Consider the following 26,875-nt stretch of genomic DNA (forward strand, 5'->3'; position numbering starts at 1 on the left):
TTCATCAAAAAACATAAATAGCGGTTCTACCAAGCTCCGCTGGAACCACTATTTCATCAAAAATCAGAAATAGTGGTTCTACCAAGCTCCGCTGGAACCACTATTTCATCAAAAAACATAAATAGCGGTTCTACCAAGCCCCGCTGGAACCACTATTTCATCAAAAATCAGAAATAGTGGTTCTACCAAGCGCAGCTGAAACCACTATTTCATCCAAAATCAAAAATAGCGGTTCTACCAAGCTCCGCTGGAACCACTATTTAGCCCAAGCTACAAAATAATAGGCGCAGGCCGCTCTCCCCAATAAAAAATCCCTTTATGTTAAAGTATTATTTCTTCTTGTCACTCTTCTTTTGACTTTGCGGTACACCGCGGTACACCGCTGTATCCAGCGCTCCTGTTTCAAAGTCGTATTCCCTGGATATTCCGGCGAATCTTCCAAGATCGTTCGTCCGGTCTTCGCCCTTTTGATTTTTAGCTATGAGGCTCTCCTTCTCCACTGTAATTTCCCCGTTAATGATTCCATTTATGTACTTTCCCTCTAATCAAATAATCTGTTCAGAATTGACTTATACTATGGATGAAAGGAGGCGGGACGATTGAAAAACAATAAGCAAAACCAACCGGATACAACGCAAATTGCCGCCAAATACTTCGATCCATCCGATTATAAAGGTAACTCCCAGCTGGAGCAGGGTCTCGCTGAAACCCATGAACAAGTCGGGGATGATTATAATGAGGGAACCGTGGATCAGCTGAAGGAATAGGCATAATGAGCTGCTTGCCTCCGCAAGCAGCTCTATTTTGTGATGCAGGCATAGTAAAACTGATAAATCCACAGACCTTCCATCGCCAGGAAATAAGACAATTAACTTCCCCTCCATCTTCTGCTCTTTTAAAATAAGTACCAGGAGGGATAATGAAATGATAATTCGCGAAGCAGCAATTGGAGATTTGCCGGAAATTCTCTATATTTATAATGAAGCAATCCGCACACTGACAGCAACATTTGACCTTGAAGAACAAAGTCTGGAAGAGCGGATTGCCTGGTTTAATAAGTACGGCGGCAAATATCCCCTGACAGTTGCAGTGGCAGATGGCCACATTGCCGGCTATTGCTCGATTGGACCATTCCGCGACAAGCAGGCATATGAAAAAACAGCAGAGCTTTCTGTCTACATATCTTCCCGCTTTAGGGGAAAAGGGATCGGTACGGGTCTGGTGGAGGATATGCTCTCCCGCGCAGCCAGCTTAGGCTACCATACCATCATCAGCGGGCTCACTGCCGGCAATGCGGCAAGCGTTAAGCTACATGAAAGGCTGGGCTTCCGCTATATCGGCATTTTCAAGGAAGTCGGCTTTAAATTCGGGGAATGGCAGGATGTCCTTTTTTATCAGTATTTCTTCAAAAAATGACAAAGGCCGGCAAAATGCCGGCTTTATAAAAAACAAAAAACCGCCTAACTCATGGTTTAGACGATTTCATTTTATCTTACGCAGTTAATTGCATGCTGCAACAGCTCGATATCCTTAACAATTTCTGTCTTTAAATTTTTGTCTTTACATCTGTTATACTCTTTTTTCATCCGTTGGATTTCCTCTAAAAAAATGTAGTATTCTATGCTGTTCATAATCGCCCTCTTACAATTTTGAATTATTTACTACTCTTTACCCTTTTTACAAAAATGAAAACTACAAAATTTGTCAATTTTTAGGTGACAGGCACCTATACCAGTTATAGACCACATGCTAAAAGCCCCAAAGACCGTCAGGCCGGGGCTTCCAGTATTTATAAAAATTGCAGGGGACTGAAACGAAAAGCATTTATTCCTGTCTGTTATAGTGAATAGTATATGTGAGTATATCGCCTTCCAGGCGGATGGCTACTTCCACAAGTCCGGAACGGGATATATAATCAGCGGAACTGCCCGCAGACTCCTGTTTCTCCCATCCTTCAGGACTGCTCTCCAAAGCTTTTAAATAATCCGAAAAGCTGCGGCTCGAAGCCTCTTCCCACCGGTACTCCTCATACCCGGAACTGACAGCGACCGGCGTCAGGCCCACCGGATATAATAGTTCTCCATATCCGTGCCTGACATAAAGGGGCTCCGGATGAATATATGGTTCTACGTCCTTGAATCGCAAGCTGGCAATAGCCTGGAATATTTCTGCATATTCAAATTTGGGATAATCAAAGGTGAAATAAACCAGGTCTTTACCCTCAGGCTGGATGAAAAAATGATAGCGGAGAGCCGTATCCATCATTTTGACATGCTCGATATACATCATGGTTTTATAAGGGAAATGCTCGAGTTTCTGCCTCACGTACATTGAGCGTGAAGATATGAGGCTGTTCATGTCTTGCTCTGTTATGTTTTCACCATAGCCTGCCTTGATTTCCGTTCCGTCCCCTCTCCTGAAAAACTCAACTTTCCCGGAAGCTGTTTTCACTTCAATCCCCGGCAGCTCCATTTTAAAAGGGTGTCCTTTCAAGCTAATAAAAGGAGCATCTTCAGACAGTTCTGAATCCTCCCGGGAAAGTATAAGCAGACCGCTGCAAAAAATGATAAGCAGGCATGCCGCTGCAATTGAACCTGCCCTGAAAAACCTGGGCCCAGCCTGACTCCCCTTCCTTACAGAGTGCATGATACTCCTTTTCAACTGCTCGCTTTCACCTTCGCCAGGCAAAAGCTCACGCAGACCATTCCATTTGTGATCATCATCATATTGATCTTTCAATTCCATCGCCTCCTTTCAGCCGATTTTCCTTTCTCAGCACTTGTATGGCTCGCGAGACTGTTTTGCGGACCTTCACTTCCGACCATCCCAGGATTTCAGCGATCTCCTTAGAGGTGCATTCCTCTACCTTGCTTAAAATAATGACAATCCTGTAGTTGGGCTTCAGCTCTTGAATCTGTTCCAACAGTTCCTTTACTTCCTCCCTCAGCTCCACAACCCTTTGTACATCCAAACCGGATGGGATATGGCTTTCCGCCAATCTTCCGAGGAAAATCCTTCTCCTTTTCCGTCTGCGGATTTCATCAAGCACCTGATGCCGGGCGATGGCGAACAGCCATGTCTTTACAGACGACTTCTCCTCAAATCTATCCATAGCCGACCAGGCTTTCAGAAAAGTATCATGGACAATATCATCGCATCCCTCTTTTGATCCGAGCATGATCCAAACAAACCGGAACAGCTCTTTTCCGAATTGCTCATACCATTCAAGAATCAGCCTTTCCTTGTGATTTCCCACACACTCACCTGCTTTTACATATTCTATATACTTAGTCGCCTTTAAGAGAAAACTGTGACACTTTAAGAAGAGAAAAATTGAAAAACCTTTTTTATCCTTGATATAAGGGTAAAATAATCAGGATATAGTGGATATCAGGCTTCCGGTATGATACCATTTACAAGTTAAAGAAAAGGAAGTGACTGAAGATGATAAAAATTGAAATCCCAAATCCGGATTTGACTCTCACTAAAAACAAGCATGCCGACGAACAAACATCCTCCGTACTGAGCAATCTCTACGGCTTTACGGATTACCACCGCATCCCCCGGGATAAAGGCGGCCTGATCCTGTTCCTGGATTCAAATGAGGACCTGATGTTTGTAGGAAAAGCGCGCAAGCTGAGGCAGCGTGTAAAGAAGCATTTTGAAGACACTGTTTCACCAATTAAAGATGTCCGCCATGATGTGTACAAAATTGCCCTAATTTATGTAGAAGACCCAATGGAGAGGGAAATTTATGAGACATATATCATCAATACTCTCCAGGCCAAATATAATACAGAAAAAGTTTTTTATAAATAATATGCCAACGAAAAAACGAAGCATCGCTGCTTCGTTTTTTTGTCCTATTTAACCCAGCTTTTCAAGTCATCTGTTGATAATATATTCTGCCAGGCCTCTTTTTCTCCTTCAGCCATACCGCCAGTTCTAATGGCATAATGCAGGAACCAGATTTCTCCGCCCTCGCTTTGAATCCTGGCTGTTTCATATTGATCCGGATGGGCAGGATCTCCGGTCAGCTGAAATTCATAATAAAGATTATGAGCATCCTCTTTTAGAACCTCAAAGTGGAGGTCACCGGATACAGACTGCTCAAGAGAATTTTTAACTTGGGCTGCATATGCCTGCACAGGCACCTCTTTCGGATTGCTATAGCGGTGGACTGTAATCAGCTCAGACCAGTTATCGACTGTTTCTCCTGCAAGGACAAATTCCTGAAAAAGCCCGTTCTGAGAATCGGAAAACCCAAGCTGCCATTCCTTTCCGTTGGCAATAAAGCTTTCCTTCTCTGACGCCTCTTCAGCATCAGTTTTCTCCCCTGCAGCATCCACTGCCTCTATTGCATTTTTTGAAGGAGCTGCATCCTTTTTATCAGAAGCTGACTCACTTTCCCCTGCTCCGGAACAGGCAGCGCTTATCATGATCAGGCCTGCCAAAAATAATGACAATTTCAATTGCTTCAACAAAATCCCCTCAGTTTCTGTAAGAATAGCTAAATTTTACCTGAGGTAATCTGAAAACGTCAATATTATTTAGACATGCCCAGACCAGGCCACAGATGAACTTCAGCAACAGGGACATAGCCATATTGTTCTATGGAAGCCGGGATTCTATTAAAAGAGCTTTTAATTATACCCATCATATTGGCGAGTTCGGCAGCACCCTGGCCTCCCTTTTTTCGCTGAGGAACCCGTTGATATAGAGTGAGCGGCGTACTGACTTAACTAATTATTTTCTCCTTAGTGGCGGACTGCCTGTTTCGATTTCGCCTCCAGTCTCCTTTTATGCAAAATAGGTTCTGTATAGCCATTAGGCTGACTTTTCCCTTCAAAAATCAGTTCGCAGGCCGCCTGGAATGCAACAGAAGTGCTGAAATCATCAGACATTCTTTTATAGCCCGGCTCATTCTCATTTTGTGCATCTACTACCCGTGCCATTTTTTGGAGCGCATCCATCACCTGTTCCTTTGAGGCCACTTCATGATGGATCCAATTGGCCAGATGCTGGCTTGATATCCTCAAGGTAGCACGGTCCTCCATCAGCCCGACATCATGAATATCCGGAACTTTCGAACAGCCGATGCCCTGTTCCACCCAGCGGACCACATAGCCCAGAATCCCCTGGGCATTATTTTCAATTTCCTCCTGGATTTCTTCAGGAGACCATGATCCTTGGGCCTCCACAGGAATTGACAGCATTTCATCCCTATACTGTGCCTGGCGCTGCAACCCCTTTTGCTGGATATCCTTCACATTGATCTGATGGTAATGCAATGCATGAAGGACGGCCGCCGATGGCGACGGCACCCAGGCAGTATTAGCCCCTGTCATGAGCTGAGCACCCTTCTGCTCAAGCATCTCCTTCATTTTATCCGGCATGGCCCACATGCCTTTGCCTATCTGTGCCCTGCCTGAAAAGCCGGCAGACAATCCTGCTGAAACATTGGACTCTTCGTAGGCCTGCAGCCAACTGGATTTTTTCATTTCTCCTTTACGCACCATCGGGCCTGCTTCCATGCTTGAATGGATTTCGTCCCCTGTCCGGTCAAGGAAGCCTGTATTGATGAACACGATGCGGTCTTTGACTGCTTTTATACATCCTTTTAAATTCAGTGAGGTTCTGCGCTCTTCATCCATCAGTCCGATCTTCAGGGTATTCCTCTCAAGCCCGAGCAAATCCTCTGTTCTATCAAAAAGCTTCCCTGCAAATGCGGCTTCCTCCGGCCCATGCATCTTTGGCTTTACAATGTAAATCGACCCTTTCCTGGAGTTGGAGGGCTCCTCTTTCTGCAAGAGAGAATGCTTCCCAGCCAGGCCCGTAAAGACAGCATCAAGGATTCCTTCGTGCACTTCATTTCCTTCCTTATCCAGAACTGCCGGATTGGTCATCAGATGGCCGACATTGCGGATAAACAGAAGCGATCTGCCTGGCAGGGAAAATTGATTGCCTTCAGGATCATGATAGTGCCTGACACCGTTCAGTTTCCTTGTTATGATTTTTCCTCCCTTTGAGAAATCGGCGCTGAGCTCCCCTTTCATCAAACCAAGCCAATTCCGGTAGACGAGCACCTTATCCTCTGCATCAACAGCTGCAACTGAGTCCTCGCAATCCATAATCACTGTAACAGCGGCCTCCATAAGAATATCTTTTATGCCCGCCGGATCACTTTTTCCAATATCAGAAGCACGGTCAATCTGGATTTCAAAATGAAGTCCATGATGCTTCAGCAATACTGCTTCGGGAAGGTCTTTATCTCCCCTGTAACCGGCAAAAGCTTCAGGATTTTTAAGTTTTGAAGATGACCCATCCTTCAAAGTGATTACCAGACTGCCTTCCTTGACTGAGTACCGGACAGCTTCCTTATGGGAGGCAACGTCGAGTGCGGCAGCCTGATCAAGAAACCCCTTTGCGAATTCTATTACTTTATAGCCGCGCACAGGGTTATAACTGCCTGATCTCTCTGCTCCGTCTTTACCACTGATCGCGTCTGTTCCATATAAAGCGTCATACAGGCTTCCCCATCGGGCATTGGCCGCATTAATGCTGTATCTGCTGTTATTGACCGGCACAACCAGCTGCGGACCTGCCTGCAGAGCGATCTCGTCATCCACATTTTTCGTGCTGATCTGAAATTCTTCAGGCTCCGGCTGCAAATAACCGATATCCAGGAGGAATTGCTTATAAGCCTCAAAGCTGAAGCCATCGCGATGTTCAGAATGAAACTGGTCAAGCTCCCTTTGCAGCTCCTCCCTTTTGGCCAGAAGTTTTTTATTTTCCGGAGTTAGCTCTTCAATCAGCTTTTCCAAACCATTCCAGAAGGCCTTTTCTTCCAGGCCGGACCCGGGAAGGGCCTCCTTTTGTAAAAATTGAAGCAGAGCTTCATCCACCAGCAAGTGTCCGATTTTTCGATAATTTGCCATCCTTATCCTCCTTTTGTTCTGTTTATGCAATGCTGCTTCCTTAATCTGTTATAGTACAGAATAGCACAACAAAAGAAGTCTTTACAATCACTTTTCTTAAAATTCAAACATTACAAGCGGAAATAAGACCGGTCCTTATCCAGAACCGGTCATTCCTCTTCCTCTTCCTCTTCCTCTTCAACATCTTCCTGTGCGGCCTCTTCTTTTACCCTATCAATTTTTTCAAAGGCATTGGAAAGCAGAATGGCGGCGCTGATGATTTCGTCCAGTATTTCGAGAAATTCGCTAAAGTCCACTTCGTTCTGCGAACACTCTCTGATCGCCATCATAATATCAGTATAGAACCGCTTGTACTCCTTCTCATACCGGCTGTTATCCATTTCTCTGATTGTTGTGCCGTCTATGCTGATGGCATGAAATATCAGGCTCGATAAAGTTTCAACAGCCGCCTCCAGCCGCTGTTCTTCCTTTTCTGATTCTCCGGGAAGATGATAAAAATATACATCGCATAAGGTTATATAGTAGCTTTCGATATTGGTATCCTGCTGTATATGCTTTAACTTGGCCATTGGCAGCCCTCCGCCTGTATGTTGCCCATCCTGCGGAAAATTATCCCTTGCTTGTAAGGTTTCCCGGCATCAAGGGCCTGTGGAAGGAACAGGCTTCCCAGGAGATGATCGTTGTACTGTCACGGACATTATGCGCCTTTATGTCTTCCAGCATTTCTTTTACACCCTGTCCATCTGAAGGCCCATTCAGCACCGCCATGATTTTTTCCGGGTCTTCATATGGCATTCCCGGGCATTCAAGGAGGCCATCGGTCGTAAGGAAGATGGTATTTACGCCTGCTCTGAGTTCCCTCCTCCCTGTTGTATAACAAGGAACAGGCAGATCAAATGCATTGACCCTACCTGTCCATTCAAAAAATTGCCGCTGGTTCAGCTGATGCTGACCCATGGCCGCCAGTTCGGGATGAAAGAGGAAAAGCACACAATCACCGATAGACAGCCACCAAAGATACTGCCCTTTCCGGAAAGCAAACAGGCAGGCAGTTTCACCTTTTACCTTGCTGCATTCCAACCGGAACTCTTCAGAAGCCAGGAGGGATAATATAAATTTTTCCACACCAGGTATTGCTGTATGTGCTGGAAGCAGCAGTATATCTAGTATGTCTTTCTTTTTCGATTGAATTTGCTGAAGGACAAGGTATACACTTTCTGCTGATTCATGTGCATCCAGGATGATGGCAAACTCCCATTCCCGATTTTCATCAGCCCAGACGAGGCAGCCATCTTCATTTTTATACTGGCCGGCAGCTGTATTTCCGCCAAACCGCCCTACCGTTATATGGGCATCCTGTCTGACATCTGGATCATCCAAATAAGGAGCATCCAGCCCAGTCCAGCAAATTTCAATCATGTTTCTGCTCCTCCAGGTAAGTTTTGATTCTGCGGCAGATTTTGCTGACCGCCTCTTCGTCTCCCATCGGTGCCAGCTCCCAATCATAAACACTCATTGGCCCCCAATGTTCTTCCGGGGTTCCCGGGTAGCGCGGCACCAGGTGCATATGGAGATGAGGGACGCTATTTCCTGATACAAGAGAATAAATATGCTTTGCCCCCTCGCTCTCCTTCAAGGCCCGGCTGATCCTCGCCATAGATTTCCCAAAAGCCGAAGCTTCCTCCATCGTCAAATCCGCCAGCATCGGTGCATGCCTTTTCAAGTCAATCATCAAATGTCCAAGATAAACGGGCTTTCCGCCTCCGTCAATATGTCCGACATAAACAAACTGATCCTCATAGATTACGCTTCCTGAAGTTTTGATTTTTCCCTGATGCTTCTCGCAAATAAAACAATCTCCCATCTTTTCCCCTCCTTCGGTAATTGGTATAATATAACTTTTGTTGACGGTTGTCTATATATTCTGATATTAGAGGTTTTTTCCCCGAAGGAGAGGCATCTGCCATTAAAAATGGCCACAGCTGCTTTTCTTTAGGAGCTCAGAGGGCTCCAGTGACTTTCACTAACACCCTCTATTTCTTCTCTATCTCTCTTTTGGGAGCTTAGAGAGCTGTAGTTCCCTTGACTAACACCCTCTGTTTCTCTTTTTTCAGCCTTGATGGCCCCCAGTTCAGTTAGTCAATAAAGCTGCTAACTAAATAAGCCGGACAAAAAATGTCCGGCTCCCCTTTTATGCTGATACATCCCTTTTATTGAAAAGCCAGAAGGCAAGGGCATGGAAAATGAGAAAATACACAAGCAGTACGATGACCGAAAAGGTGAGTGTCATCCCTTCAACTGGCGGGACGCCATCAAAATAAACGGTAAGGTTTGTGTTGGCAAACAGGATATACTTTGCCCAATCGAAGAGCCCTGCCAAAATAACGGTTGCCGTGCTTCCTGTAAACAGGAGAAACAGGGAGAGGCCGATGGCAAGCGAGCTGTTTCTGAAAACGGCTGAAATCATGAAAGCCATTGTAGCTACAAGCAGTACATCAACACTTGCGAGCAGATAGGAAACTGCCAGATGTCCGGCAATGCCTTTTTCAACAACCTCCCCATTTGAGTAGGCAAGGTGAGGGATCGATTCTCCCGGAAGCCCGAACAGGATCAAACCGAGCAATGTGGACAGTCCATAAATCAAAGCCAGGAGTAACAGCCCGAATAGGAAAACGGTTATGTATTTGGACAACAGAATTTTCGAACGGCTGATCGGCCGTATCAGAAGAAGCTTGATCGTTCCCCATGAAAATTCAGAAGCGACAATGCCTGCTGCTACAATAATGGTGAAAAGTCCCGCAAAGGAAATTAATGCCTGGGCATCATTGACGAAAGACCATACCGAATACTCCGTTTGAGGCGGGATATCATTCTCAATCTGATATTCCTTTATGGCAATTTCCCTTTTATAAAACATATCCAGATTGGAATTAAAGTTCTCTTCCATCTGGACTTTATCATTTTTAATACTCTCTTCCATCGTTTGCTTCCAGTCACCCTGCGGCTCCTGGCTGCCATTTTTACTTTGGTCATATTTCTCAAAGCCGGCATAGACCATAGTAAAAAAGATTACAAGGCCGATCATGACAAGTGTCCCTGTTCTCTTAAAGATTTTTATCCATTCGTTTTTAATTAAATTACCCATGCTTAGCACCTCCTGCCGTGACTTCAAGGAATCTTTCTTCCAGTGTTTGCGAAGCAGCTTTTACTCCATACACTGCAACTCCCTGTTCTACAAGGCTTTGGATGATCACGGGCACTTCGTCTCTTGTACAGCCCGCAGTAAATCCATCAGCTGTTCGGACGATAGCATATTTGTCTTCTAAAAGAGGGAATATCTGACTGGGATCGCCTGTTTCAAAAGCGTAAACTGTCCCGGTCTGAACAAAATCATTCACCTGCTGTACTTCTACAAGCTGACCATCCTGGATGATGGCAATCCGGTCACACATCATTTCCATTTCTGAAAGCAGGTGGCTCGATACGATAACACTCATGCCTTTTTCCCTGGTGAGCATTTTCAGGTGGTCCCTGATTTCCCTTATCCCGGCAGGATCAAGGCCGTTCGTCGGCTCATCCAGGATCAGGAGTTTCGGATCATGAAGCAGGCACTGTGCCAGTCCGAGCCGCTGCCTCATTCCGAGGGAATAAGTGCGCACCTTATCATGGATCCGGTCCTGCAGACCGACCAGCTCAACTACTTCGTCAATCTTCTTTTTCGAAATATTCTTCTGCATCCGTGCATATTGCATCAGGTTCTGGTAGCCTGTCAGAAACTTGTACATTTCCGGATTCTCTACAATTGCACCAATGTTCTTCACGGCACCGGCAAAGTCCTTGCGGATGCTTTTCCCGCAGACCATCACGTCACCTTCCGTTATCCCGATCAGACCGACGATCATCCGGATTGTGGTCGTTTTACCGGCTCCATTGGGTCCGAGAAAGCCGAATACCTCTCCTTCGTTTACTGAGAAACTGAGTCCTTTGATGATTTCTTTTCCTTTAATCACTTTTTTTACATTGTCCAGCTTCAAAATGGGTTTCAATACTGCGCCTCCTATCATTCTCGTTCTAACCATAATACGGAAGAGGCTGGAAAAAGGTTCATTTTTTTAGGAGTTTTTAAAATTCCCTCCCTTTTTCAGCATTCTGATCCTTTGATAGACTAACCAGACTGCCCTGCAAGATGCAGTCTATCAATCTCCCAGCCCGCCATGGAATAAAAGCTTTTCGTGTAAAAAAAAGCGCCAATACCCGTTCAATTTTCTGAAAACTGTTAATATATTCGTCAAATTATGCTAATTGTATTGTTTCTTTTGACAAAAAATTATAATATTTTTAATATACATACAAAAATGCGGTGAAATAAATGGAAATAACCAGGCACTTGTTTTTCAATTTGGCGTTGATTATCATTCTTCTTTTTTTCTCATTGGTTTGGTCAGAGAGAAGGCAAAAGATCTCTTTTTCCCGCGTGTCGTCATTTATATGGCTATCACTGATGCTTTGGCTGAGCCTGCAGTTTTCCTTTAAATCCTCTTCAGATTTCCAGTTTGACCTGAGGCTCATCCCGGTTTTGATTGGCGGCTTGTATGCTGGCCTTGGCCCTTGGCTCAGCGTCATTGCCATTGTCTTCCGTTCATTCTTTGGAATTGGCACCGGTTTCTGGCTCAATGTTCTTTTATATGTGCCGCTCGCATTTTTACTCTGGCGCATTTATCCAAAATTTAAAATACAGCCTCCGCAAAAAAGGATTGCCTTTTCGGTCCTCTTGACTGTTATTTTAAGCGTAGTGACAGTCATCGCTATGGAGATATGGTCTTCCCCTGAAAGCAGGCTTGATGCCTGGGCTGCTCATCTGGCGGTTCCGACTGTCGGGGTTGCAATGATATCCTATATAATCGAATACGTCAGAAAGGATCTTGAACTCAAGAAGAAACTGATCAAAACGGAAAAGCTGGAGGCAGTTGAACAGATGGGTGCTGCGATTTCACATGAAATCCGCAACCCTTTGACAGCTGCTGCCGGCTTTGTACAGCTTTTGATTGAGCACCCGCAGCCCCTTGAAAAAAGAAGAGAGTATCTGAATATCGTTAAAGGTGAGCTTGAATCCGCAGAAAGGGTCATAAAAGATTATTTGACCTTTACAAAGCCCTCCCTTGACTATATTGAGGAAATCAATGTAAAAAAAGAAATCACTCAGGTTATCAACATTCTGACACCTCTCGCGAATCAGAATTCTGTCAGGATCACAGCCAATTTTGCCCTCCTTGGTTCCATAGAAGGAGACCGGCAGAAATTTCACCAGTCGCTTCTCAATGTCCTGAAAAATGCCATTGAAGCGATGCCTAAAGGCGGCGACCTCCTTGTCGAGACCAATTATACGAAAAGCCATATTTCGATATCCGTGAAAGATACTGGCGTCGGTATGACTCCTGAACAGCTGCAAAAGCTCGGCGAGCCTTATTATTCTACCAAAGGCTCAAAGGGAACTGGCCTGGGGATGATGGTTGTGTTCAGCATCGTCAAAGCTATGAAGGGCACAATCAAAGTTGAAAGCAAAGTCGGGGCAGGCACCACCTTTTACTTTTCTTTCCCTGTTTTCAGCCCTTCTGCAAAAAATGAAAGATTTTAGAGGAGAAGCTGATTCTTCTCCTCTTATTGTCTGCCCTTCTTAGAATTCCTCCCCATACACTTCAAAATGAAGCCACCGGACAAACTCTTCAAGGCGCTCCCTTCCTGCCGCAAAGACACCTCTCCATTTCAGCCTGAAATACAAGGTTTTACAAAACAGCATTATATTGGTCCTTAAATGATAAATTGCATTTCCCTCCATATTGCTTTTTCTGACTCCTTCCATTTAATGGGACAGCTCTTTCAGTTTATTGGCAAGATTTCTTCATCATCCATATTAATTTGGATTGTTGTAAGGTATTTTCTCTGAAATCCATACTTCTTCCCCCTTATTTTTACATAACAGTAGATTCGGCTCCCGTCCTTCCGCTTCCTGCTGATAAGCATGAAAAAGCAGCGCCGGCATTCAGCGCTGCTTTTTTCATTTTCTTTGTGAGTACATCATATTCTTTACTTCTACTATCTTAAATTTCCTCTCAAGATTTGTAAGCTGTGGAATCAGGTCAGTAATGCAATCGGCAAAAAATTCTGTACTGATGAATTGGTCCTCTCGGTTTTTATATACAATTTTATAACGGTTCATGCAGCTTCCTCCTGTTGTATGGGTTGTACCATTCTTTTCCCGTTTCTCTGCATGATTGAAACCATTAATCTTCAACCTGGATAATCTGTTCACGGTCGGCTCTTTTTAAAACATACAGCCTGTAGGCATGGCTGATGATAACCTTTATGATCGCATAAGCGGGAACCGCTACGATCATGCCGATCAGTCCGGCAAGATTGCCTGCCACCAGAAGGATCAGGATGATGGTGAGCGGATGGACATCCAGCTTTCTCCCCATAATGAGCGGAGACGATACATTTCCGTCGATCTGCTGGACCACTATCACAACGAGAACGACCTTCAGCGCCATAAAAGGCGACATGGTAAACCCGACGATGACAGCCGGTACAAGAGCAAGGAATGGACCTAAAAAGGGAATGACATTTGTTAACATGGCCACCATGGCCAGGATGAGAGAATAATTGATTCCAATGATCAGATAGCCGATATACATCATTACACCGACGATGAAGCTGACGATTGCCTGCCCCTGTATATAGGAGCTGAGGGCTTCATCCATATCCTTAAGGATTTTCCTTGTCTCGGCAGCCTGGAAATACGGTAAATATCTGACCATTCCTTTTGAAGCCCCTTCGCTGTCTTTCAGCAGATAGAACACAATGAAAGGCACTGTTACAATCACGGTGACAACGCTCGTGACGATACTGAACACGCCCGTCAGACGGGAGCTCAAGTCAGAGAAGTTCGATTTAAAATACGAGCTCACCTGTTCTGTTATATAGTCGAGGGTAATATAATCATTTTCCTGGAACCGGGAGAACCAGGCGCTGTTCTGAAGCTCATCTGCTTTATTTCTAAGCCCCTCTATATACTGCGGGTAATTGTCCATCAGATCTTTAAACTGCCGCTGCAGCTCGGGTCCAGCAAAATACACCAGTGCTGCTGCCCCGCCTATGACGATCAGATAGATCAAGAGGATGGACACAACTTTCGGAACTTTTTTCCTATTGAGAAAATATACGATCGGACGCAGCAGATAATAAAGGACCCCTGAGATAAGGAAAGGCATAAAAAGGGTTTCAAAGAAAATTTCAATCGGTGTAAAAATAAAATCAATTTTAGTTGCGAGGAAGATAATAACCATCACAATAATAATTCCGTATCCGATTTTAAACCATTTAGAGCTTGGCAAAGTATCACATCACTTTCATTATGTATAAAGGACATATACCCTCCCATCCTTTTCATCATTCATCCGTTCTCTAACTTCTGCTCTATTCATCTAAAAAAAGCCCGATTCTTTTTAGTAATTTATTCATGTACCCTTTTCTTCATTAAATATACCTCCTGTGTCTCAAAAGCCACGCCCATTTCCAGTGATACATGATAACCTAGAGCCATGCATAAACAACATAAACGAGATTGGCTAATAAAAATTAGAAAAGCTAGAAAGCTCACCCAGGAGACTGTGGCAACAAAAGCGTTCATCGACAGGGCGTATTATGCACAAATTGAAAGCGGGGTGAGGAATCCCAGTGAGGAAATCAGGCAAAAGATAGCCCAGATCCTGAATTTCCACTCTTCTGCCTTTAATGCGGATGACGAAAGTCCTTTCCGTTATGCGCTGGAGGCTGCACCCATGATCATCGCCCACTGTGACATGGAGCTGAAATATACATGGATTTTCAATTACCATCCCCTATTCCCGCCTGAATCTCTCATAGGAAAACGGGACGATGAGCTCGGCCTTGGAAAAGGGGGAGAAATGTATGGACAGATGAAAAGAACCGTCATAGAGAAACAGATTTCGATCCGGAAAACAGTCTCCTTTTCACTTCCAGACCAGCATCTTTATACATATATGATTTTTGCCCACCCACTCTTTGATCGCACAAAACAAATTATTGGTGCGGCCACCATACTAACCGAACTGTCTAAAATCCCCCTGGCTGAAAACCCTGATGGGCAATCCGGATAAATGCTGTACACAAAAAAGGTGAACCAGCACGGTTCACCCTTTTCTCTAATTATTGTTCCTCAAGACTTTCTATGGCCTGTTTAACATTTGCAAAGGTTGGTACGGAGGTCAGATCGATTCCTTCTGCAACAGCCTGCTGTGCAAGATCCGGCCGCACCCCTGAAGCAATTGTATTAACTCCTACAAGACGGAGCACACTGCGGATATCAAATACATACTTTGCAATTTGCGCGTCTATATTTACAATGCCGGAAAAGTCCATAATCAGGCATTCTATTTGAAGATTTTTAATTTCCGGGACTACTTTTTCCATAATCAGCTTGGCCCGGTCATAATCGATTGAGCCGATCAGCGGGAGAACGGCAATCCCATCTTGTATCGGAACAACAGGTGCAGTCAATTCATTTACCTCATCCTGTGCTTTTTCCAGAAGGAATTCTGAAAATCGTTCAAAAGCAAATACCGTTTCATTGATGCTGATATCCAGAATTAAATTGACCTTTTTTATCAGGAGTATTACATCATCCATGCCTAACTCGAAATCTTTCCCCATCATGGCCACCTTGTCAATAAACACTTGCCTGGAATCCGGATAGCGCATCACAATGTCCGATATGCGGCCGCCGTTCTTTGCCTGCCGCTCTCCATTTTCCTTGCTCCAATCCAGCAAGCCGTCAGGCATCTTCTCAGTTTCGGACACAATGGACTCCCCAATAAACTTCATAAAAGATTCATAAGTCTTTTTGGCATTTTGAATTTCTTCCTTCGGCACCTCAAAGTCAAATTCATGAATGATGCTATCCACCAATTCATCTGCCAGTGATTGTGCATAAGTTTTGAAATATGAAGAAATTTTGTCAAATGGCTTCATGTGTCGATTCCTCCTAGTTACGATGTCTCTATTATATCGCATTATAAAGGATGGGACATCTTCCAGAGACAATTAGTTAAAGCAGCATCCAATGAAATGGGTCCCAATGAGCTTGTACAGCACTGTATTTCTAAAAAATTCATATATTGAGGTAAAAGCTTTCCAACGTTTCTTACCATGAAAACAAGGGAATGATAGAAATAATTCTATTAATCTACAGGAGGAGAATATTCATGAATAATCAAATGATTGGCGGCTATGATACGATTGAAGAGCTGACGGAAGCACTTGCTGCCGCAAAGGACAATGGCTATAACAGCAAAAAACTGGTAATCGTGTCAAAGGACGGCTCCAATATTGAAGCACTTGCTGAGACATACGGGGCTATTGCCAAAATCATCGGCTCCCAGGAACTCGGAAACCAGCGCTTTCTGGATTCCGCTAAAGCATTGTTTTTAGGTGCAGACCCGGGAACCAGCTCAGGCATCCACTCAAATGATGAATACGCGAGCTATGGTACAGCTGATAAGGATGCAGAAGAGTTTGCGCAAAGGGTATTTGACGGGCAATATGTCCTTTTTGTAGATAATACTGTCGAAGAAGATGAACTGCTTCGTCCATCCCATGAAGGGAACCAGCTCGGTGATACTCCGGGAAATGAACCTTCTGCCAGAAGGGAAGAATACTGATGGGAGATTCCGGCTGTTTGCCGGGATTTCTTTTTTTATAAAATCTGCACTTTTCCCTAAAACAGAGTAAATCGTTATCCCTTACCCGGCTCCAAAGAAAAAAGCCCCCTTTTCCAGAGGGAGCTCCCCGTTCCTTAAATCACCAGCTCACGTCTTTCAAGATAGCGGTCTAGCTTTCGTTTGACGCGCTGGAGGGCGTTGTCAATGGATTTGACGTGAGTATCCAGTTCCTCGGAGATTTCAATATAAGAGTGGCCGGCAACGTATAGATCAAGGACCTTCCGCTCCAGGTCGCTCAGCTTCTCAGCTATTTTCTCTTCAATGTCTGCTGTGTTCTCCTGGGTTACAATCAGAATGGCCGGATCGGTGACCATGGTGCCCGGGAGGATATCCATGAGTGTGTGCTTGGATTCATCTTCATATATCGGCTTGTCCAGTGAGATATAGGAATTAAGAGGCATTTGCTTCTGCCGTGTCGCCGTTTTCACAGCGGTGATGATCTGTCTTGTTATGCACAGCTCAGCAAACACTTTGAATGAGGCAAGCTTGTCCTCCTTGAAATCACGGATTGCTTTGTAGAGCCCGATCATCCCTTCCTGAAAAAGATCATCTTTATCTCCGCCGATCAGAAAGAATTTGCTCGCTTTCGCCCTGACAAAGTGCCTGTATTTTTTCATAAGATACTCAGATGCCATACCATCCCCATTTTGAAAAAGGACAACCAGGGTTTCGTCTTCATAGTTTGAATAGTCTTCTATCAGTTTTACTGCGATGCTTGCACTCACTCATATCCCTCCATCTATCATTCTGAGTCTGAAGTTTGACTGACAATACCATTATTGTTTTTTCTAAAAAGTCCGTCTATTAACTTATTTCTATCTTAAACCATTTTCCGCCTAAAAGATATGAACAAATAGCGAGCTTTCTTTACAAACTCTGACACTCAGTGGAGCACAGGCAGAAGAATGGGCGTCTATTGCTGAAGATTTAAGCTGGCCGCATGGGATACTGTCGAAATTTTTTATGTATACAGACCTAAATGTGTATCAGCATCTTTTCTTTCAGTTTCGCCGCACCGCCAATTTCCAGTCTTTCAATTTTCCCGGAATCTGCAGCTGTTAGATTTGCCTTTATAATAGAAGGCAGTCCCATCGATTCGCCCTGGTGAAAAAAATGCGGGCCTGCCGCTATTCTTTGGTGATGATAAAGATAAGCACACAGAGCGCCGCTGGCCGTACCTGTCGCGCTTTCCTCCGGAATGCCGGCGGCAGGCGCAAGATTGCGGCAGAAGGCCGCAGGTCCGCTTTTTTCATTGAGTGCATACAGATGATACCCTATTGCGTGATATTTTCTGCTGATCTCAGCCACCCGCGCGAAATCCGGCTGGATAGATTCCAGGACATCACGGGAACGGATCGGGACCATGATGTCCGGCAGTCCGGCAGAAACAATCTGGACCGGCAGACTTTCATGAAGATCACCCACGCTGATTCCCAAAGAAGCTGCAGCCTCTTCTGCAGGAAGAGTTTCACCCATTTCCGGAAGGGGCTGTTCAAGGAAGATTTCTCCTGTCTCACTCGTCCTCGCTTTAAGAAGGCCCGCACGGCATTCAAATGTGTGCTTTCCGGGCGATATCCTGCCTTCCCTGACAAGCAGGTGGAATGAGGCGACGGTAGCATGTCCGCAAAGGTCGACTTCATTCTCCGGCGTAAAATATCTCAACGATACATCACCAGCTAATGAACGGCTGATAAATGCCGTTTCCGGGAATCCCGCCATTGAGGCAACTTTCTGCATATCCACGGTGCTCAAGCCATCTGCGTCAAGAACTACTCCTGCCGGGTTTCCTCCCATATTGTCCCTGCAGAATGCATGTACTATATAGACGTTCACTCTCATATAAAAGTTTCCTTCCTTTCCATCATAAAGGCCGCTTCCTGTGAAGGAAGCGGCCTTTTTCCTTTTATGCCTGCTGCAGATCCCCTACGAATTGGTCTATGAAATGCTGCGGGTTGAGTTTTTCACCGGTTGCTTTTTTTATTTTTTCATTCCAGTGGAGGGCCGCTCCCGGCTTGAAAAATTCTTCAAGCAGATAGCTTCCGGCTTCTTTTGAAAGAATTTCACACTTCAGATTTTTCTTTATATGCTGTTCCAGCTGTGAAGTTGTAAGTTCCCCCAAAAGATAATTTTGATAGTATACAGGCACTAGGGTAAAGTGGATCTTAGCTGCCCAGTGCGGGGTATCCTGATTTTCCGGCGGGTTCAGGAATTGGACTTCTTTGACGATTTTCCACCACAAGCGGTTCAGATCCTGGTCAGGATTTTCATAGAGTTCTTTTTCAAACAGCGAAAAAGTGATGAACCAGCGGGCCGAAATGAGCATCTGCCTTCTGAGCGCCAATTTAAGCTCCCCAGCCAGTTCTTCCAATTCCTTCTCATTAATGCCGAGGAATTTTCCCAGCCACTCCGGATTACGGCCCATCCGTCCGTAAAGCATCGCAATCGCTTCAGTCGTCAATGTATGCGCCGGGGCTCTGAGAAGAAAAGGGAGATCACGGTCAATATACTTGAAATATACGGCATGCCCGAACTCATGCAGCATGGTGGTTGACCAGTAGTCGCTGCTGCTGTTGTTGCACAGGACCCTTACGTCCCCTTCCCTGTCGATGTCTGTACAGAATGCATGCTGATTTTTCTTTTCCCGCGGATATAGATCGCTGTTTTCCAGCATATCTCCAATATCCATTCCCATGGAAGCAAATGTATCAGCTGTCAGCTTCTCCAGATTCTTCCCTTCATAGTAAGAATCCAGGTTCAGTGCTTTAGAAGGAGGCGCTTCCTGAAAAAATGGATCCGCATAATGCCAAGGCCTGATTTCTTCTATTGATATGGAAAGGCGTTCTGCAATTTCCTCATCCATTTCCCGCTTCAGCTGGCGGAATGGCTCATCCGAGATCTTCTTCAGCTCATCGAAGATTGCAAAAATAACGTCCCTGTTCAGCTCCTGCAGCTCAAAACTCATTTCATGATAATTCCTGTAGCCAAGCTTCACAGCAGTTTTGTTCCTTAACTTCACAAGGTCAAGGAGCTTTTTTTCTACTCTGCTGCCAATTGTCTTGCTTGCATGCCATGCCTGCTCGCGCAGCTCATTGTCCTTGCTGTCGGTAAGGATTTTCCTGATATCATTTTCCGAGACTTCCTTTCCATCCAAAACGGCTCTGTATGTATTGAATACGCCTATCAGCTCCGAGCTTCTTTCAGAGAGCTCCTTAAGTACGCCCGCGTCCAGCTGATTTTTTACCATACTGTTCTTCAGCAGCTGCAGCTGCCTTTGTTCGAGCGGATCCAGTTCCCCGCTTCCGAGCAATTCCGCGGCCTTTTGGAATCTTTCAGGATCTGATAGATAGAGGCTTACCTCTGTCTGTGCCTCAGCTGTCTTCCTGTTCCATTCATCTTCTCCGGTTACAGAAGCTTTCCACGAAGCTTCAGCACGCTTTTTCTGGAGCTTTTGCAAGGCTTCATTTTGCTTTTGTAAAAACTGTTCTGCTGTCATGCTTTTTCCCCCTCTGATTTTTGGGCTTATTATATATTCTTGGCATGACAGCAAAAAACCTGTTTCTCTCCAAAAAAAGTTTCGTAAACCGAATCTTTACTTGCTGAAAGTATTGACCGCTGCAAGCATGATAAAGGAAATCCCGATCATGACTGCCGTCCAAAGCCAGGCAATCTCCATATTCCCTGAGTCAATGGCAAAATAAATGGCCGTCGGGATGGTTTGCGTTTTGCCGGGTATATTGCCGGCAAACATGAGTGTAGCCCCAAACTCCCCTAGCGCTCTGGCAAAGCTGAGTATGCCCCCGGCAGCCAGCGCTTTGGCTGACAGCGGCAGTGCTATGAAAAGGAACACCTTCAACTCTGAAGCTCCATCAACTCTTGAAGCATCCTCTATTTCCTTCTCGATCGTTTCAAAGCCCGTCTTTGCCGACTGATACATCAAGGGAAAAGCGACAACACTGGACGCAATTACGGCAGCCAGCCATGTAAATATGACCGGCTGCCCCATAAAGATTTCTATTGCTCTCCCAATGAACGACTGCTTTCCAAACACGATGATAAGCAGGAATCCGACCACGGATGGCGGAAGTACGAGTGGAAGGAGGAGGATGGTTTCAATAAGCGGCTTTCCTTTAAATTTTTTTAATGCGAGCACTCTTGCCAAAAGAATGCCTGCAGCAAAAACAATGGCCAATGAGATGGCTGCCACAGAAATTGACAGCCGGACGGGCGACCAGAAGTCCTCCGTCATCCTTCCCTTCTCCGCCTATATTCAACTAGTATCATTTTTTCAAAGCCCCCTGTATTTTCTGCTAGATTCATTATAGCCGAAAAATGGCGGCAATAAAGGGATTATGCTTTCTGACAAGGAGTTCGGCAGGTATTTTATTTGCGGAGACAACATAAAAAGGACAGGCAATTGCACTGTCCTTCTATCCATCATTATGGAAGCTTTTTAATTTTGTCTTCGATGCTGATGCGCTCTTTGATTGCCGGGATTTCTTCAGGGTAGCCAAAAGCGATAATGCCGACTACTTCATTCCCCTCCTCAACTCCGAGCACTTCCCTCGCAGCCTTTGAAGCACCAAGAGAACACCAGAAGGTCCCTACACCCTCATCCCATGCCTGCAGCATGAAATTCTGGATAAAGCATGCCACGGCAGCTGTATTTTCAACTGTCTCCAGTTCTGTTCTCCCATGCTTGACCGTGACGGCCATCACTTCCGGCGCTCCGCCAAAATCAGTTTTATGCTTCAGCTTTCCGCGTGTCTCCGGGCCGGCAAAAATTATATCCCAAGGCTCAGTCATTTTATGGTTGGGAGCAAGGCTGGCCGCTTGAAGCCACTTCATGAACAGCGCCTCATCCACTGGATCTGCTTTAAATTTTTTAATCGTTCTTCTAGTGGTAACCAATTGTTCAATATTCATTACAGCAAGCACCTCATCAATAATGATAATCATTTTCGTCCAACATCATTATAGCAAATAATTCCTTAGTTTTGAACCATAAAGCAAAAGCCCCGTACTTTTAGCAGCAGGGCTTTTGCTTTCGGAGGTATATACATTAAAGGTATGCGGCGATTGGGAAGGTTATTCTAAAATTCACATGAACTTTGCGGCATAGCTAGATGTTGTTTTTCACACTCGTGTTATCTTCCTGCTCCCCATCCCATACTACACCTGCCGGCATGGCCGTAAAAACCCTGTCAGCGGACTGCTGGCCAAATCCCTGGTTTTTCTTTCCGTTCACCGCTTTATTAACCATGATATTCTGGCCAAAAATTATGCCAGTTCCATGATCAGCACTTCTAATTGATGTCTTGCCTATGTTTATACGCGTAGGATAGAACACGCTTTTCCCCCTTTTCCTTTCACTGCCCCTTTATCATAAATTATGCAGAGCTGAATATACTTAGAAGCAAACAAAGGGGGAGATATAATTGCCGGCTCCTGCACCATTTATCAATATCAACATCTGCGCGATCAAAATCAATTCTTTTGAAAATGCTTCCGCAGTCAACATCGGCCAAAATCTGCTTGCCGAGTGGCATAATTCGGATAAAAAGAATCAGGGCTACGGACAGAACTTCGGGGATGCAAGCGGATTTATCGGCACAAAGGGAATGGTTGATGACCGTGATCAGCTTGACTCCAATTCTACCTTTGATTCTGCGAGAATTCCAAATTTGTAGGGAGTGATGTTCATGATATTTGCCCCCATGGTGGTAAATCTTCTCGCCTTAAAGGTCAATGTGCTGGACCATGCTTCTATTGTGAATATGGGGCCGAACCAATTTATCGACCAGTTTATCTCGTATAAGAGAAATCAGGGATATGGCGAACAAAACGGCGATGTCTCACCTGTGAATATCCCAATTTCCTGGATTGCCGATCCTGACCTGAATGATTCCAACTCAGTGAAAAACAGTGTGATATAGAAATAGCCCGCCGGAGCGGGCTTTTTCTTATGATTTCTTCTCCTGATGGCTGGCAAGGCTTCCAATATAGGCCAGTTCTTCTGCGGAATATGCATCTGCAGCGCCGTCTAAAATTTTTCGGACGTCGGTAAGGTTTTCCTGAAGCGGTACTGATTGCCCTTTCTGGCCTGTAAATTCTTCCGCTGTATAAAATGGCTGGGTCAGATAGGCTTCCAGCAATGCCCCGCGCTGATACCCCAGTGTTTCGGAATGCGGAAGCCTCTCCATTCCCCCCGCTTGGACAAGCGCCTTTAATTCCCTGTAGCGGCGAAGGAGCTTTTGTGCCTTCTGCTGGATGGTCAGATGAGCCTGATCCAGATATGCTCCCTCAAGGACAGAAGAGGCAGAGTAAATAGGATTTACCGCAGGATATAAATGCCTGGCAGCAAGGTCGGCATCAAACTGCCATAATGTTTCCAGCGGTCCGTAAGGAAATTCATCATCTACTGCCTCCCCTTTTAAATCGAGGAGGAAGGTTGTTACAGAGTTAATCCCGTTCGCCTCCAGCCTGCCCTGCAAATCATGGATGGTTCCATTCACCACATGTGCTCTGTCAGCTGCAAACAGAACTCCTTGATTCTTTGAATGTTCTGAGAGAAGCCGGTATGCATCCTCAATGGTTGCAGCAGTATAATCTGTATTGATCAGAATATCCTGAAGTTCCGGATAATCCCCTTCCGGCATGAGCAGGATTGTCTTATAGCCTTCTTTCTTGAGCCGGAAAAACAGCTCTGTCAGGAGCACTAACTGCCCCATTCCCGGCCTGGCTACTAAACCGGCCGTCCCTCCTTTCGCCAATGGTGCAAACAGGTCGAGCGCCTTGATTTTCGTTTCAATCATCTCTGCCTTCTCCCCTCTAATGATTAAATCATCCAGACTGCATTCTGCCAGTTCAGCAAGCAGGGCGATCGTCCTTACCTCAGCTCTGCCTACCGGAATCTTTCCGGTGCAAAGATTGGAAACTGTAGCAGGACGAAGTCCCACCGATTTTGCAGCTGCCGTCAAATTTGGAACCTTCTTGCGAAGCAGAGATACATTCAAGCGTAAATTTTCCAAATTTTCCACCTCCTGTTTATAGAGTAATACAAATTACTTCTCAAAGCAACTATAAATTACTTTTTAAAGTAATATTTATTACCAAATAAAAAAAGAAGGCTCTCGCCTCCTCAACTAAGATAAAGAATCATATGGTTTTCGTCATAATAGTTATCACCAATTTTTAATGCCCTTTTTTCAACCCCGAATACAGTAAATCCAAATGACGTATAAAGCCTTTTGGCAGGCTCATTCCCGCTTTCAACCGAAAGGGTGACCTGTTCTATTCCCGGGTCCGAACGAGCTTCATCAATAGCTGCTTCAATCAGATTCCTGCCTGCTCTCTTGCCTCTGTAATCAGGTTTTACATACATCGCAGCAATCATTGCCCGATGCTTAAGCTTTCGTTTTGCATCCTTTATCAGAGTTACCGTTCCAACCAAAGCTCCATTCTCAAATGCGCCAAACTCTGCAGAGAGAACTGAAGCAAAACGATTGGCGTAAAAATCGGCCGAATTTCCTTGTTCCTCTTCATAACTGGATGCAAAGGCTTCAGGTTTATTTTGCAGCGCTTCAAGCCGCAATTTTTTATATTCCTCTGCATCTTCTTTTATCAGCTTCCTGATGTCCATATGAACTCCCCCTCTTTCAGCTGATTTTATTCTTGCATATGAAGAAGAATCCAAGCAGCTTTTTACACATCAAATTGAATTTCTTTTTATTTGAAACTGCCAAACTTCCCATCATTTATGCATGAATACCATATATGAAAATATGATTAATAATAAACAATAATCCCTGGAAACCTATAAAGCAGGTGATATGATGGATCTCGAAAAAATGAAGCAATGGATGGAGCTTGCCCAGAAGGTGCAGGGCGGGGATTTTTGGAACCAGGTTTTTGAACAGGGGCCAGGCGGGCAATTCGGGGAATCTGCGGCTTTCAACAGTTTTGCCGGCGAGCCTGGTGAAGCCGGCTACCGGAAGTCAGCCGAATTTCCGCTTGTGGACATATATGAGACAGAAACACAAATCATCCTGCTGGCCGGTCTGCCGGGCATCCAAAGGGAGGATGTCCAGCTGTTCCTCCAGGGTGACAGGCTGATCATCAGGGGAACTATCTACGTACCTTACAGCGGTATAAAGAATATTCAAAAAGAAAGGTTCCACGGGAACTTTGAAAGAGCTGTAAAGCTTCCTGCCATTCCTAATGACAATAAACTTTCAGCAAAATTCATTAACGGCCTCCTGGAGATCAGCTACGGAAAGATCTCACAGCCGGAGGAACAGATTCCAATTGAGTGAAATCCCAGGACTAAATGGTGTGGTGAGATATGGCGTTTAAACATTTACTTGGCAAGGATGGCGCGGACCGGCTGGCCAGACTGGAATCGAGGATTGAATCACTTGAAGAAGAGTCTAAAAAAATCAGGACATGCGATGTCCATGTCAGGCGTTTTCTTACCATCGAGAAAGAATTGGGAAGCCTCGTCGCCCTGAAAAAGAAATTCACAGCCCGGACACCTGCCGCTGATAAAAGACAAAACCCCGGTCCTGCTCTGGAGGATAAGCACGTTGAAAAAATGATTGATAAAGCACTCGGCCGCTACCTCCAACAGATAGAAAACCTGGAGCAGCGTCTCCAGCATACTGAGAATGCCCTTTTCCGCCTGGAGAAAGAGAATTCAGACCTGAAGCGGGAAATCTCTGCTTTTCACGCTGGCACAAAAGAAAATCCCCATATGGACACACCTTCTTCCCAGACTGACCCCATGGGCTCTCCGCCTGTCATTTTTCAGGAATTCCATATTGACAGGTTCATAGTCGATAAATATGAATTGACCAATAATATCAATCAGCTGGGAGTAAAGGAACTCAGCGGCCAGATGAATATAGGTGCAACATATGGAGGAGGCATCACACCGCAGGATTTTACCGGCAGCGAAGATGAGAACGATGATTCCTCAGACGAAAAAGAAGGCGGTGAAGAACAGCCTCCAGAGTGAGTGTTTTGTTCCCCGCCTTTTTTAGTTGGTCTCACAAGTTTCTATGCCAACGATCAGCCTCTATCAGAATGGCTCTATGACCTTATATGAGAAAAAAATAAATTCACTGTCATAGTCCATTTGAGTGAACCCATTTCTTAGAAGCACCTTTTGAGAGGCTGTGTTCTCTTTTGTCGTTTTAGCCTGAATTTCACGAAGCTGCTTGGCTGCTGCTTCCAGGAGAAGGAGTTTCAATGCGGAAGAAGCGACCTGCCTGCCTGCGAATACTTCTCCAATCCGGTATCCTACTTGAGCTGTCCCGGCAGTTAAGTCAATATCTGTCAGGTTAATCCTGCCTGCCAACTCACTATTTTCATTGCGAATTATATAAAAATATGACAAATGATTCTCTTGCTCTGCAATAAGCTGCTTCATTGTCCCTTTAAAAGTATCAAAAAAATAATAGCCTTCCGGTCTGGGAGGAACCGTTTTTTCAAAATAGGCCCGGTTCTCATTTTCAAAAATAAATATGTCATCCATGTCTTCCTCACACATCATAGCTAAGCTTATCTCCATTATTTTTCCTTCCTTTCACAAATTCAGCATGCTTTTTTGCCAGATATAATAGCGGAAACTTGCCGGCCTGGATCAAGTCTATCAGTTCACCAGCCTGCCTTTTTGCAAGGTTATACATCTCTTCGGTTATGATACTGGATTCCAGGGCATCTTCCAGCTCGTCTTCATCCAGCAAATATACATCCCCTGCTGGCAATATTACGATATCCAGGAACAGATCATCCATCCAGGGGATACCTTCTTCGATTCCGATCTCATGGCAAATATCGATATACCATTGGATGACTCCTCCTTTGTCATCCATCATGGTCGTGACAGTATAATACTGATCTTTTGGAAAATGCTGAAGCCAGCTGAAGCCGTCGGAAGCAATGCAAACTTCTTCTTTTTCGTATCTGACCGTCAGCTTTTCAGTTACTTTAACCATTTCAAGGAGAGTAAGGTGGCCCGTAAATTCCTGTGAATCCAGCCAGCATTGCGAATAAGACCTTTCGCTTACCCGCTTCCATCCGCCCCTCCTGCCGTCTCTCCGTTTAAGCATAAATCTCCTCCTTCAAAATGAATCTTAAAGT

32 protein-coding genes and 1 pseudogene are annotated in these 26,875 nt (G+C 44.9%); 10 read left to right on the forward strand and 23 right to left on the reverse strand.

All coding sequences use genetic code 11. From position 1 onward, the window contains the following. Positions 1-329: 329 nt before the first annotated feature. Positions 330-500, reverse strand: a complete 171-nt coding sequence (locus LCM00_RS03620; protein WP_224897925.1) for a hypothetical protein — start codon at positions 498-500, stop codon at positions 330-332. A gap of 105 nt (positions 501-605) precedes the next feature. Between LCM00_RS03620 and LCM00_RS03625 the strand changes: the two are divergent. After that, positions 606-767 (forward strand): annotated as a pseudogene (locus LCM00_RS03625) (YozQ family protein); the annotation flags it as partial. 157 nt (positions 768-924) lie between these two features. After that, the gene (locus LCM00_RS03630) at positions 925-1,416 is read left to right on the forward strand and encodes a GNAT family N-acetyltransferase (RefSeq protein ID WP_224897927.1); all 492 of its coding nucleotides are present in this window, start codon (positions 925-927) and stop codon (positions 1,414-1,416) included. Between the two features lie 408 nt (positions 1,417-1,824). Here the strand turns inward: LCM00_RS03630 and LCM00_RS03635 are convergent, their stop codons facing one another. Together LCM00_RS03635 and LCM00_RS03640 are read right to left on the reverse strand one after the other, a co-directional pair. Next, positions 1,825-2,739, reverse strand: coding sequence for a hypothetical protein (locus tag LCM00_RS03635; RefSeq protein ID WP_224897929.1), 915 nt, complete (start codon positions 2,737-2,739; stop codon positions 1,825-1,827). Then, positions 2,723-3,256, reverse strand: a complete 534-nt coding sequence (locus LCM00_RS03640; RefSeq protein ID WP_224897931.1) for an RNA polymerase sigma factor — start codon at positions 3,254-3,256, stop codon at positions 2,723-2,725. Before LCM00_RS03640 ends, LCM00_RS03635 begins: the two co-directional genes overlap by 17 nt. 188 nt (positions 3,257-3,444) lie before the next feature. Between LCM00_RS03640 and LCM00_RS03645 the strand changes: the two genes are divergently transcribed. Further along, a complete protein-coding gene (locus LCM00_RS03645; RefSeq protein WP_224897933.1) occupies positions 3,445-3,819 on the forward strand; it encodes a nucleotide excision repair endonuclease in 375 nt (124 codons plus the stop codon). Between the two features lie 44 nt (positions 3,820-3,863). Here the strand turns inward: LCM00_RS03645 and LCM00_RS03650 are convergent, their stop codons facing one another. From LCM00_RS03650 to LCM00_RS03680, 7 genes are all read right to left on the reverse strand, one after another. Beyond that, positions 3,864-4,481 (reverse strand): hypothetical protein, encoded by a 618-nt coding sequence (locus LCM00_RS03650; protein WP_224897935.1) that lies wholly within the window; start codon positions 4,479-4,481, stop codon positions 3,864-3,866. Between the two features lie 276 nt (positions 4,482-4,757). Then, complete coding sequence (locus LCM00_RS03655; protein ID WP_224897937.1) at positions 4,758-6,938, reverse strand: malate synthase G; 2,181 nt, start codon at positions 6,936-6,938, stop codon at positions 4,758-4,760. A gap of 149 nt (positions 6,939-7,087) precedes the next feature. Further along, positions 7,088-7,507, reverse strand: coding sequence for a hypothetical protein (locus tag LCM00_RS03660; protein ID WP_224897939.1), 420 nt, complete (start codon positions 7,505-7,507; stop codon positions 7,088-7,090). Between the two features lie 40 nt (positions 7,508-7,547). Then, positions 7,548-8,357, reverse strand: a complete 810-nt coding sequence (locus LCM00_RS03665; protein WP_224897942.1) for a protein phosphatase 2C domain-containing protein — start codon at positions 8,355-8,357, stop codon at positions 7,548-7,550. Then, positions 8,350-8,802 (reverse strand): HIT family protein, encoded by a 453-nt coding sequence (locus LCM00_RS03670; protein ID WP_224897944.1) that lies wholly within the window; start codon positions 8,800-8,802, stop codon positions 8,350-8,352. The genes LCM00_RS03665 and LCM00_RS03670 overlap by 8 nt, the downstream gene beginning before the upstream one ends. A 327-nt stretch (positions 8,803-9,129) precedes the next feature. After that, positions 9,130-10,083, reverse strand: coding sequence for an ABC transporter permease (locus tag LCM00_RS03675; protein ID WP_224897946.1), 954 nt, complete (start codon positions 10,081-10,083; stop codon positions 9,130-9,132). Further along, positions 10,076-10,984 carry an ABC transporter ATP-binding protein gene (locus LCM00_RS03680; protein WP_224897948.1) on the reverse strand — a complete coding sequence of 303 codons (909 nt, stop codon included), beginning with the start codon at positions 10,982-10,984 and terminating at the stop codon, positions 10,076-10,078. The genes LCM00_RS03675 and LCM00_RS03680 overlap by 8 nt, the downstream gene beginning before the upstream one ends. A 428-nt stretch (positions 10,985-11,412) precedes the next feature. On the opposite strand from LCM00_RS03680, the gene LCM00_RS03685 reads away from it, so the two are divergent. Next, on the forward strand, positions 11,413-12,573 hold the full coding sequence (locus tag LCM00_RS03685; RefSeq protein ID WP_318247589.1) for a HAMP domain-containing sensor histidine kinase: 1,161 nt from the start codon (positions 11,413-11,415) through the stop codon (positions 12,571-12,573). A gap of 39 nt (positions 12,574-12,612) precedes the next feature. Here LCM00_RS03685 and LCM00_RS03690 read toward each other — a convergent pair whose 3' ends face one another. Then, on the reverse strand, positions 12,613-12,798 hold the full coding sequence (locus tag LCM00_RS03690; protein WP_224897951.1) for a hypothetical protein: 186 nt from the start codon (positions 12,796-12,798) through the stop codon (positions 12,613-12,615). Between the two features lie 421 nt (positions 12,799-13,219). Next, the gene (locus tag LCM00_RS03695; protein ID WP_224897953.1) at positions 13,220-14,329 is read right to left on the reverse strand and encodes an AI-2E family transporter; all 1,110 of its coding nucleotides are present in this window, start codon (positions 14,327-14,329) and stop codon (positions 13,220-13,222) included. 207 nt (positions 14,330-14,536) lie between these two features. Here LCM00_RS03695 and LCM00_RS03700 point away from each other — a divergent pair, with 207 nt between their 5' ends. Further along, entirely contained in the window at positions 14,537-15,115 is a 579-nt protein-coding gene (locus LCM00_RS03700) for a helix-turn-helix domain-containing protein (protein WP_224897955.1), read from the forward strand. Positions 15,116-15,164: 49 nt separating this feature from the next. Here LCM00_RS03700 and LCM00_RS03705 read toward each other — a convergent pair whose 3' ends face one another. Beyond that, positions 15,165-15,986 carry an STAS domain-containing protein gene (locus LCM00_RS03705; RefSeq protein WP_224897957.1) on the reverse strand — a complete coding sequence of 274 codons (822 nt, stop codon included), beginning with the start codon at positions 15,984-15,986 and terminating at the stop codon, positions 15,165-15,167. A 233-nt stretch (positions 15,987-16,219) separates the two neighbouring features. On the opposite strand from LCM00_RS03705, the gene LCM00_RS03710 reads away from it, so the two are divergent. Further along, complete coding sequence (locus tag LCM00_RS03710) at positions 16,220-16,675, forward strand: general stress protein (RefSeq protein WP_224897959.1); 456 nt, start codon at positions 16,220-16,222, stop codon at positions 16,673-16,675. Positions 16,676-16,809: 134 nt separating this feature from the next. Here the strand turns inward: LCM00_RS03710 and sigH are convergent, their stop codons facing one another. The 6 genes from sigH to LCM00_RS03740 form a co-directional block, all read right to left on the reverse strand. Next, positions 16,810-17,460 (reverse strand): RNA polymerase sporulation sigma factor SigH, encoded by a 651-nt coding sequence (gene sigH, locus LCM00_RS03715; protein ID WP_224897961.1) that lies wholly within the window; start codon positions 17,458-17,460, stop codon positions 16,810-16,812. Positions 17,461-17,710: 250 nt separating this feature from the next. Continuing rightward, positions 17,711-18,574 carry a PhzF family phenazine biosynthesis protein gene (locus tag LCM00_RS03720; protein WP_224897963.1) on the reverse strand — a complete coding sequence of 288 codons (864 nt, stop codon included), beginning with the start codon at positions 18,572-18,574 and terminating at the stop codon, positions 17,711-17,713. Between the two features lie 64 nt (positions 18,575-18,638). Further along, complete coding sequence (locus tag LCM00_RS03725) at positions 18,639-20,228, reverse strand: M2 family metallopeptidase (protein WP_224897965.1); 1,590 nt, start codon at positions 20,226-20,228, stop codon at positions 18,639-18,641. 96 nt (positions 20,229-20,324) lie between these two features. Then, on the reverse strand, positions 20,325-20,981 hold the full coding sequence (modB, locus tag LCM00_RS03730) for a molybdate ABC transporter permease subunit (protein ID WP_224897967.1): 657 nt from the start codon (positions 20,979-20,981) through the stop codon (positions 20,325-20,327). A gap of 191 nt (positions 20,982-21,172) precedes the next feature. Continuing rightward, entirely contained in the window at positions 21,173-21,691 is a 519-nt protein-coding gene (locus tag LCM00_RS03735) for a nitroreductase family protein (protein WP_224897970.1), read from the reverse strand. Positions 21,692-21,854: 163 nt separating this feature from the next. Further along, positions 21,855-22,082, reverse strand: coding sequence for a hypothetical protein (locus tag LCM00_RS03740; RefSeq protein WP_224897972.1), 228 nt, complete (start codon positions 22,080-22,082; stop codon positions 21,855-21,857). An 88-nt stretch (positions 22,083-22,170) separates the two neighbouring features. Between LCM00_RS03740 and LCM00_RS03745 the strand changes: the two genes are divergently transcribed. Together LCM00_RS03745 and LCM00_RS03750 are read left to right on the forward strand one after the other, a co-directional pair. After that, positions 22,171-22,422 (forward strand): hypothetical protein, encoded by a 252-nt coding sequence (locus LCM00_RS03745; protein WP_148973165.1) that lies wholly within the window; start codon positions 22,171-22,173, stop codon positions 22,420-22,422. 12 nt (positions 22,423-22,434) lie between these two features. After that, the gene (locus LCM00_RS03750; RefSeq protein WP_224897974.1) at positions 22,435-22,668 is read left to right on the forward strand and encodes a hypothetical protein; all 234 of its coding nucleotides are present in this window, start codon (positions 22,435-22,437) and stop codon (positions 22,666-22,668) included. Positions 22,669-22,695: 27 nt separating this feature from the next. Here the strand turns inward: LCM00_RS03750 and LCM00_RS03755 are convergent, their stop codons facing one another. Together LCM00_RS03755 and LCM00_RS03760 are read right to left on the reverse strand one after the other, a co-directional pair. Continuing rightward, positions 22,696-23,763 carry an ATP synthase beta subunit C-terminal domain-containing protein gene (locus LCM00_RS03755; protein WP_224897976.1) on the reverse strand — a complete coding sequence of 356 codons (1,068 nt, stop codon included), beginning with the start codon at positions 23,761-23,763 and terminating at the stop codon, positions 22,696-22,698. 110 nt (positions 23,764-23,873) lie between these two features. Then, entirely contained in the window at positions 23,874-24,374 is a 501-nt protein-coding gene (locus LCM00_RS03760) for a GNAT family N-acetyltransferase (RefSeq protein ID WP_224897978.1), read from the reverse strand. A 193-nt stretch (positions 24,375-24,567) separates the two neighbouring features. Here LCM00_RS03760 and LCM00_RS03765 point away from each other — a divergent pair, with 193 nt between their 5' ends. Beyond that, positions 24,568-25,047 carry an Hsp20/alpha crystallin family protein gene (locus tag LCM00_RS03765; RefSeq protein ID WP_009793195.1) on the forward strand — a complete coding sequence of 160 codons (480 nt, stop codon included), beginning with the start codon at positions 24,568-24,570 and terminating at the stop codon, positions 25,045-25,047. Positions 25,048-25,076: 29 nt separating this feature from the next. Then, on the forward strand, positions 25,077-25,748 hold the full coding sequence (locus LCM00_RS03770) for a hypothetical protein (protein ID WP_224897980.1): 672 nt from the start codon (positions 25,077-25,079) through the stop codon (positions 25,746-25,748). A 63-nt stretch (positions 25,749-25,811) separates the two neighbouring features. On the opposite strand, the gene LCM00_RS03775 is transcribed toward LCM00_RS03770, so the two are convergent. After that, positions 25,812-26,303: a GNAT family N-acetyltransferase gene (locus tag LCM00_RS03775; protein ID WP_224897982.1), complete on the reverse strand. Its 492-nt coding sequence runs from the start codon at positions 26,301-26,303 to the stop codon at positions 25,812-25,814. Continuing rightward, positions 26,275-26,844 (reverse strand): DUF402 domain-containing protein, encoded by a 570-nt coding sequence (locus tag LCM00_RS03780; protein ID WP_224897984.1) that lies wholly within the window; start codon positions 26,842-26,844, stop codon positions 26,275-26,277. The genes LCM00_RS03775 and LCM00_RS03780 overlap by 29 nt, the downstream gene beginning before the upstream one ends. Between the last annotated feature and the right edge of the window lie 31 nt (positions 26,845-26,875).

The organism is Bacillus infantis (assembly GCF_020171945.1).
Classification (GTDB): Bacteria; Bacillota; Bacilli; order Bacillales; family Cytobacillaceae; genus Bacillus_AB; species Bacillus_AB infantis_A.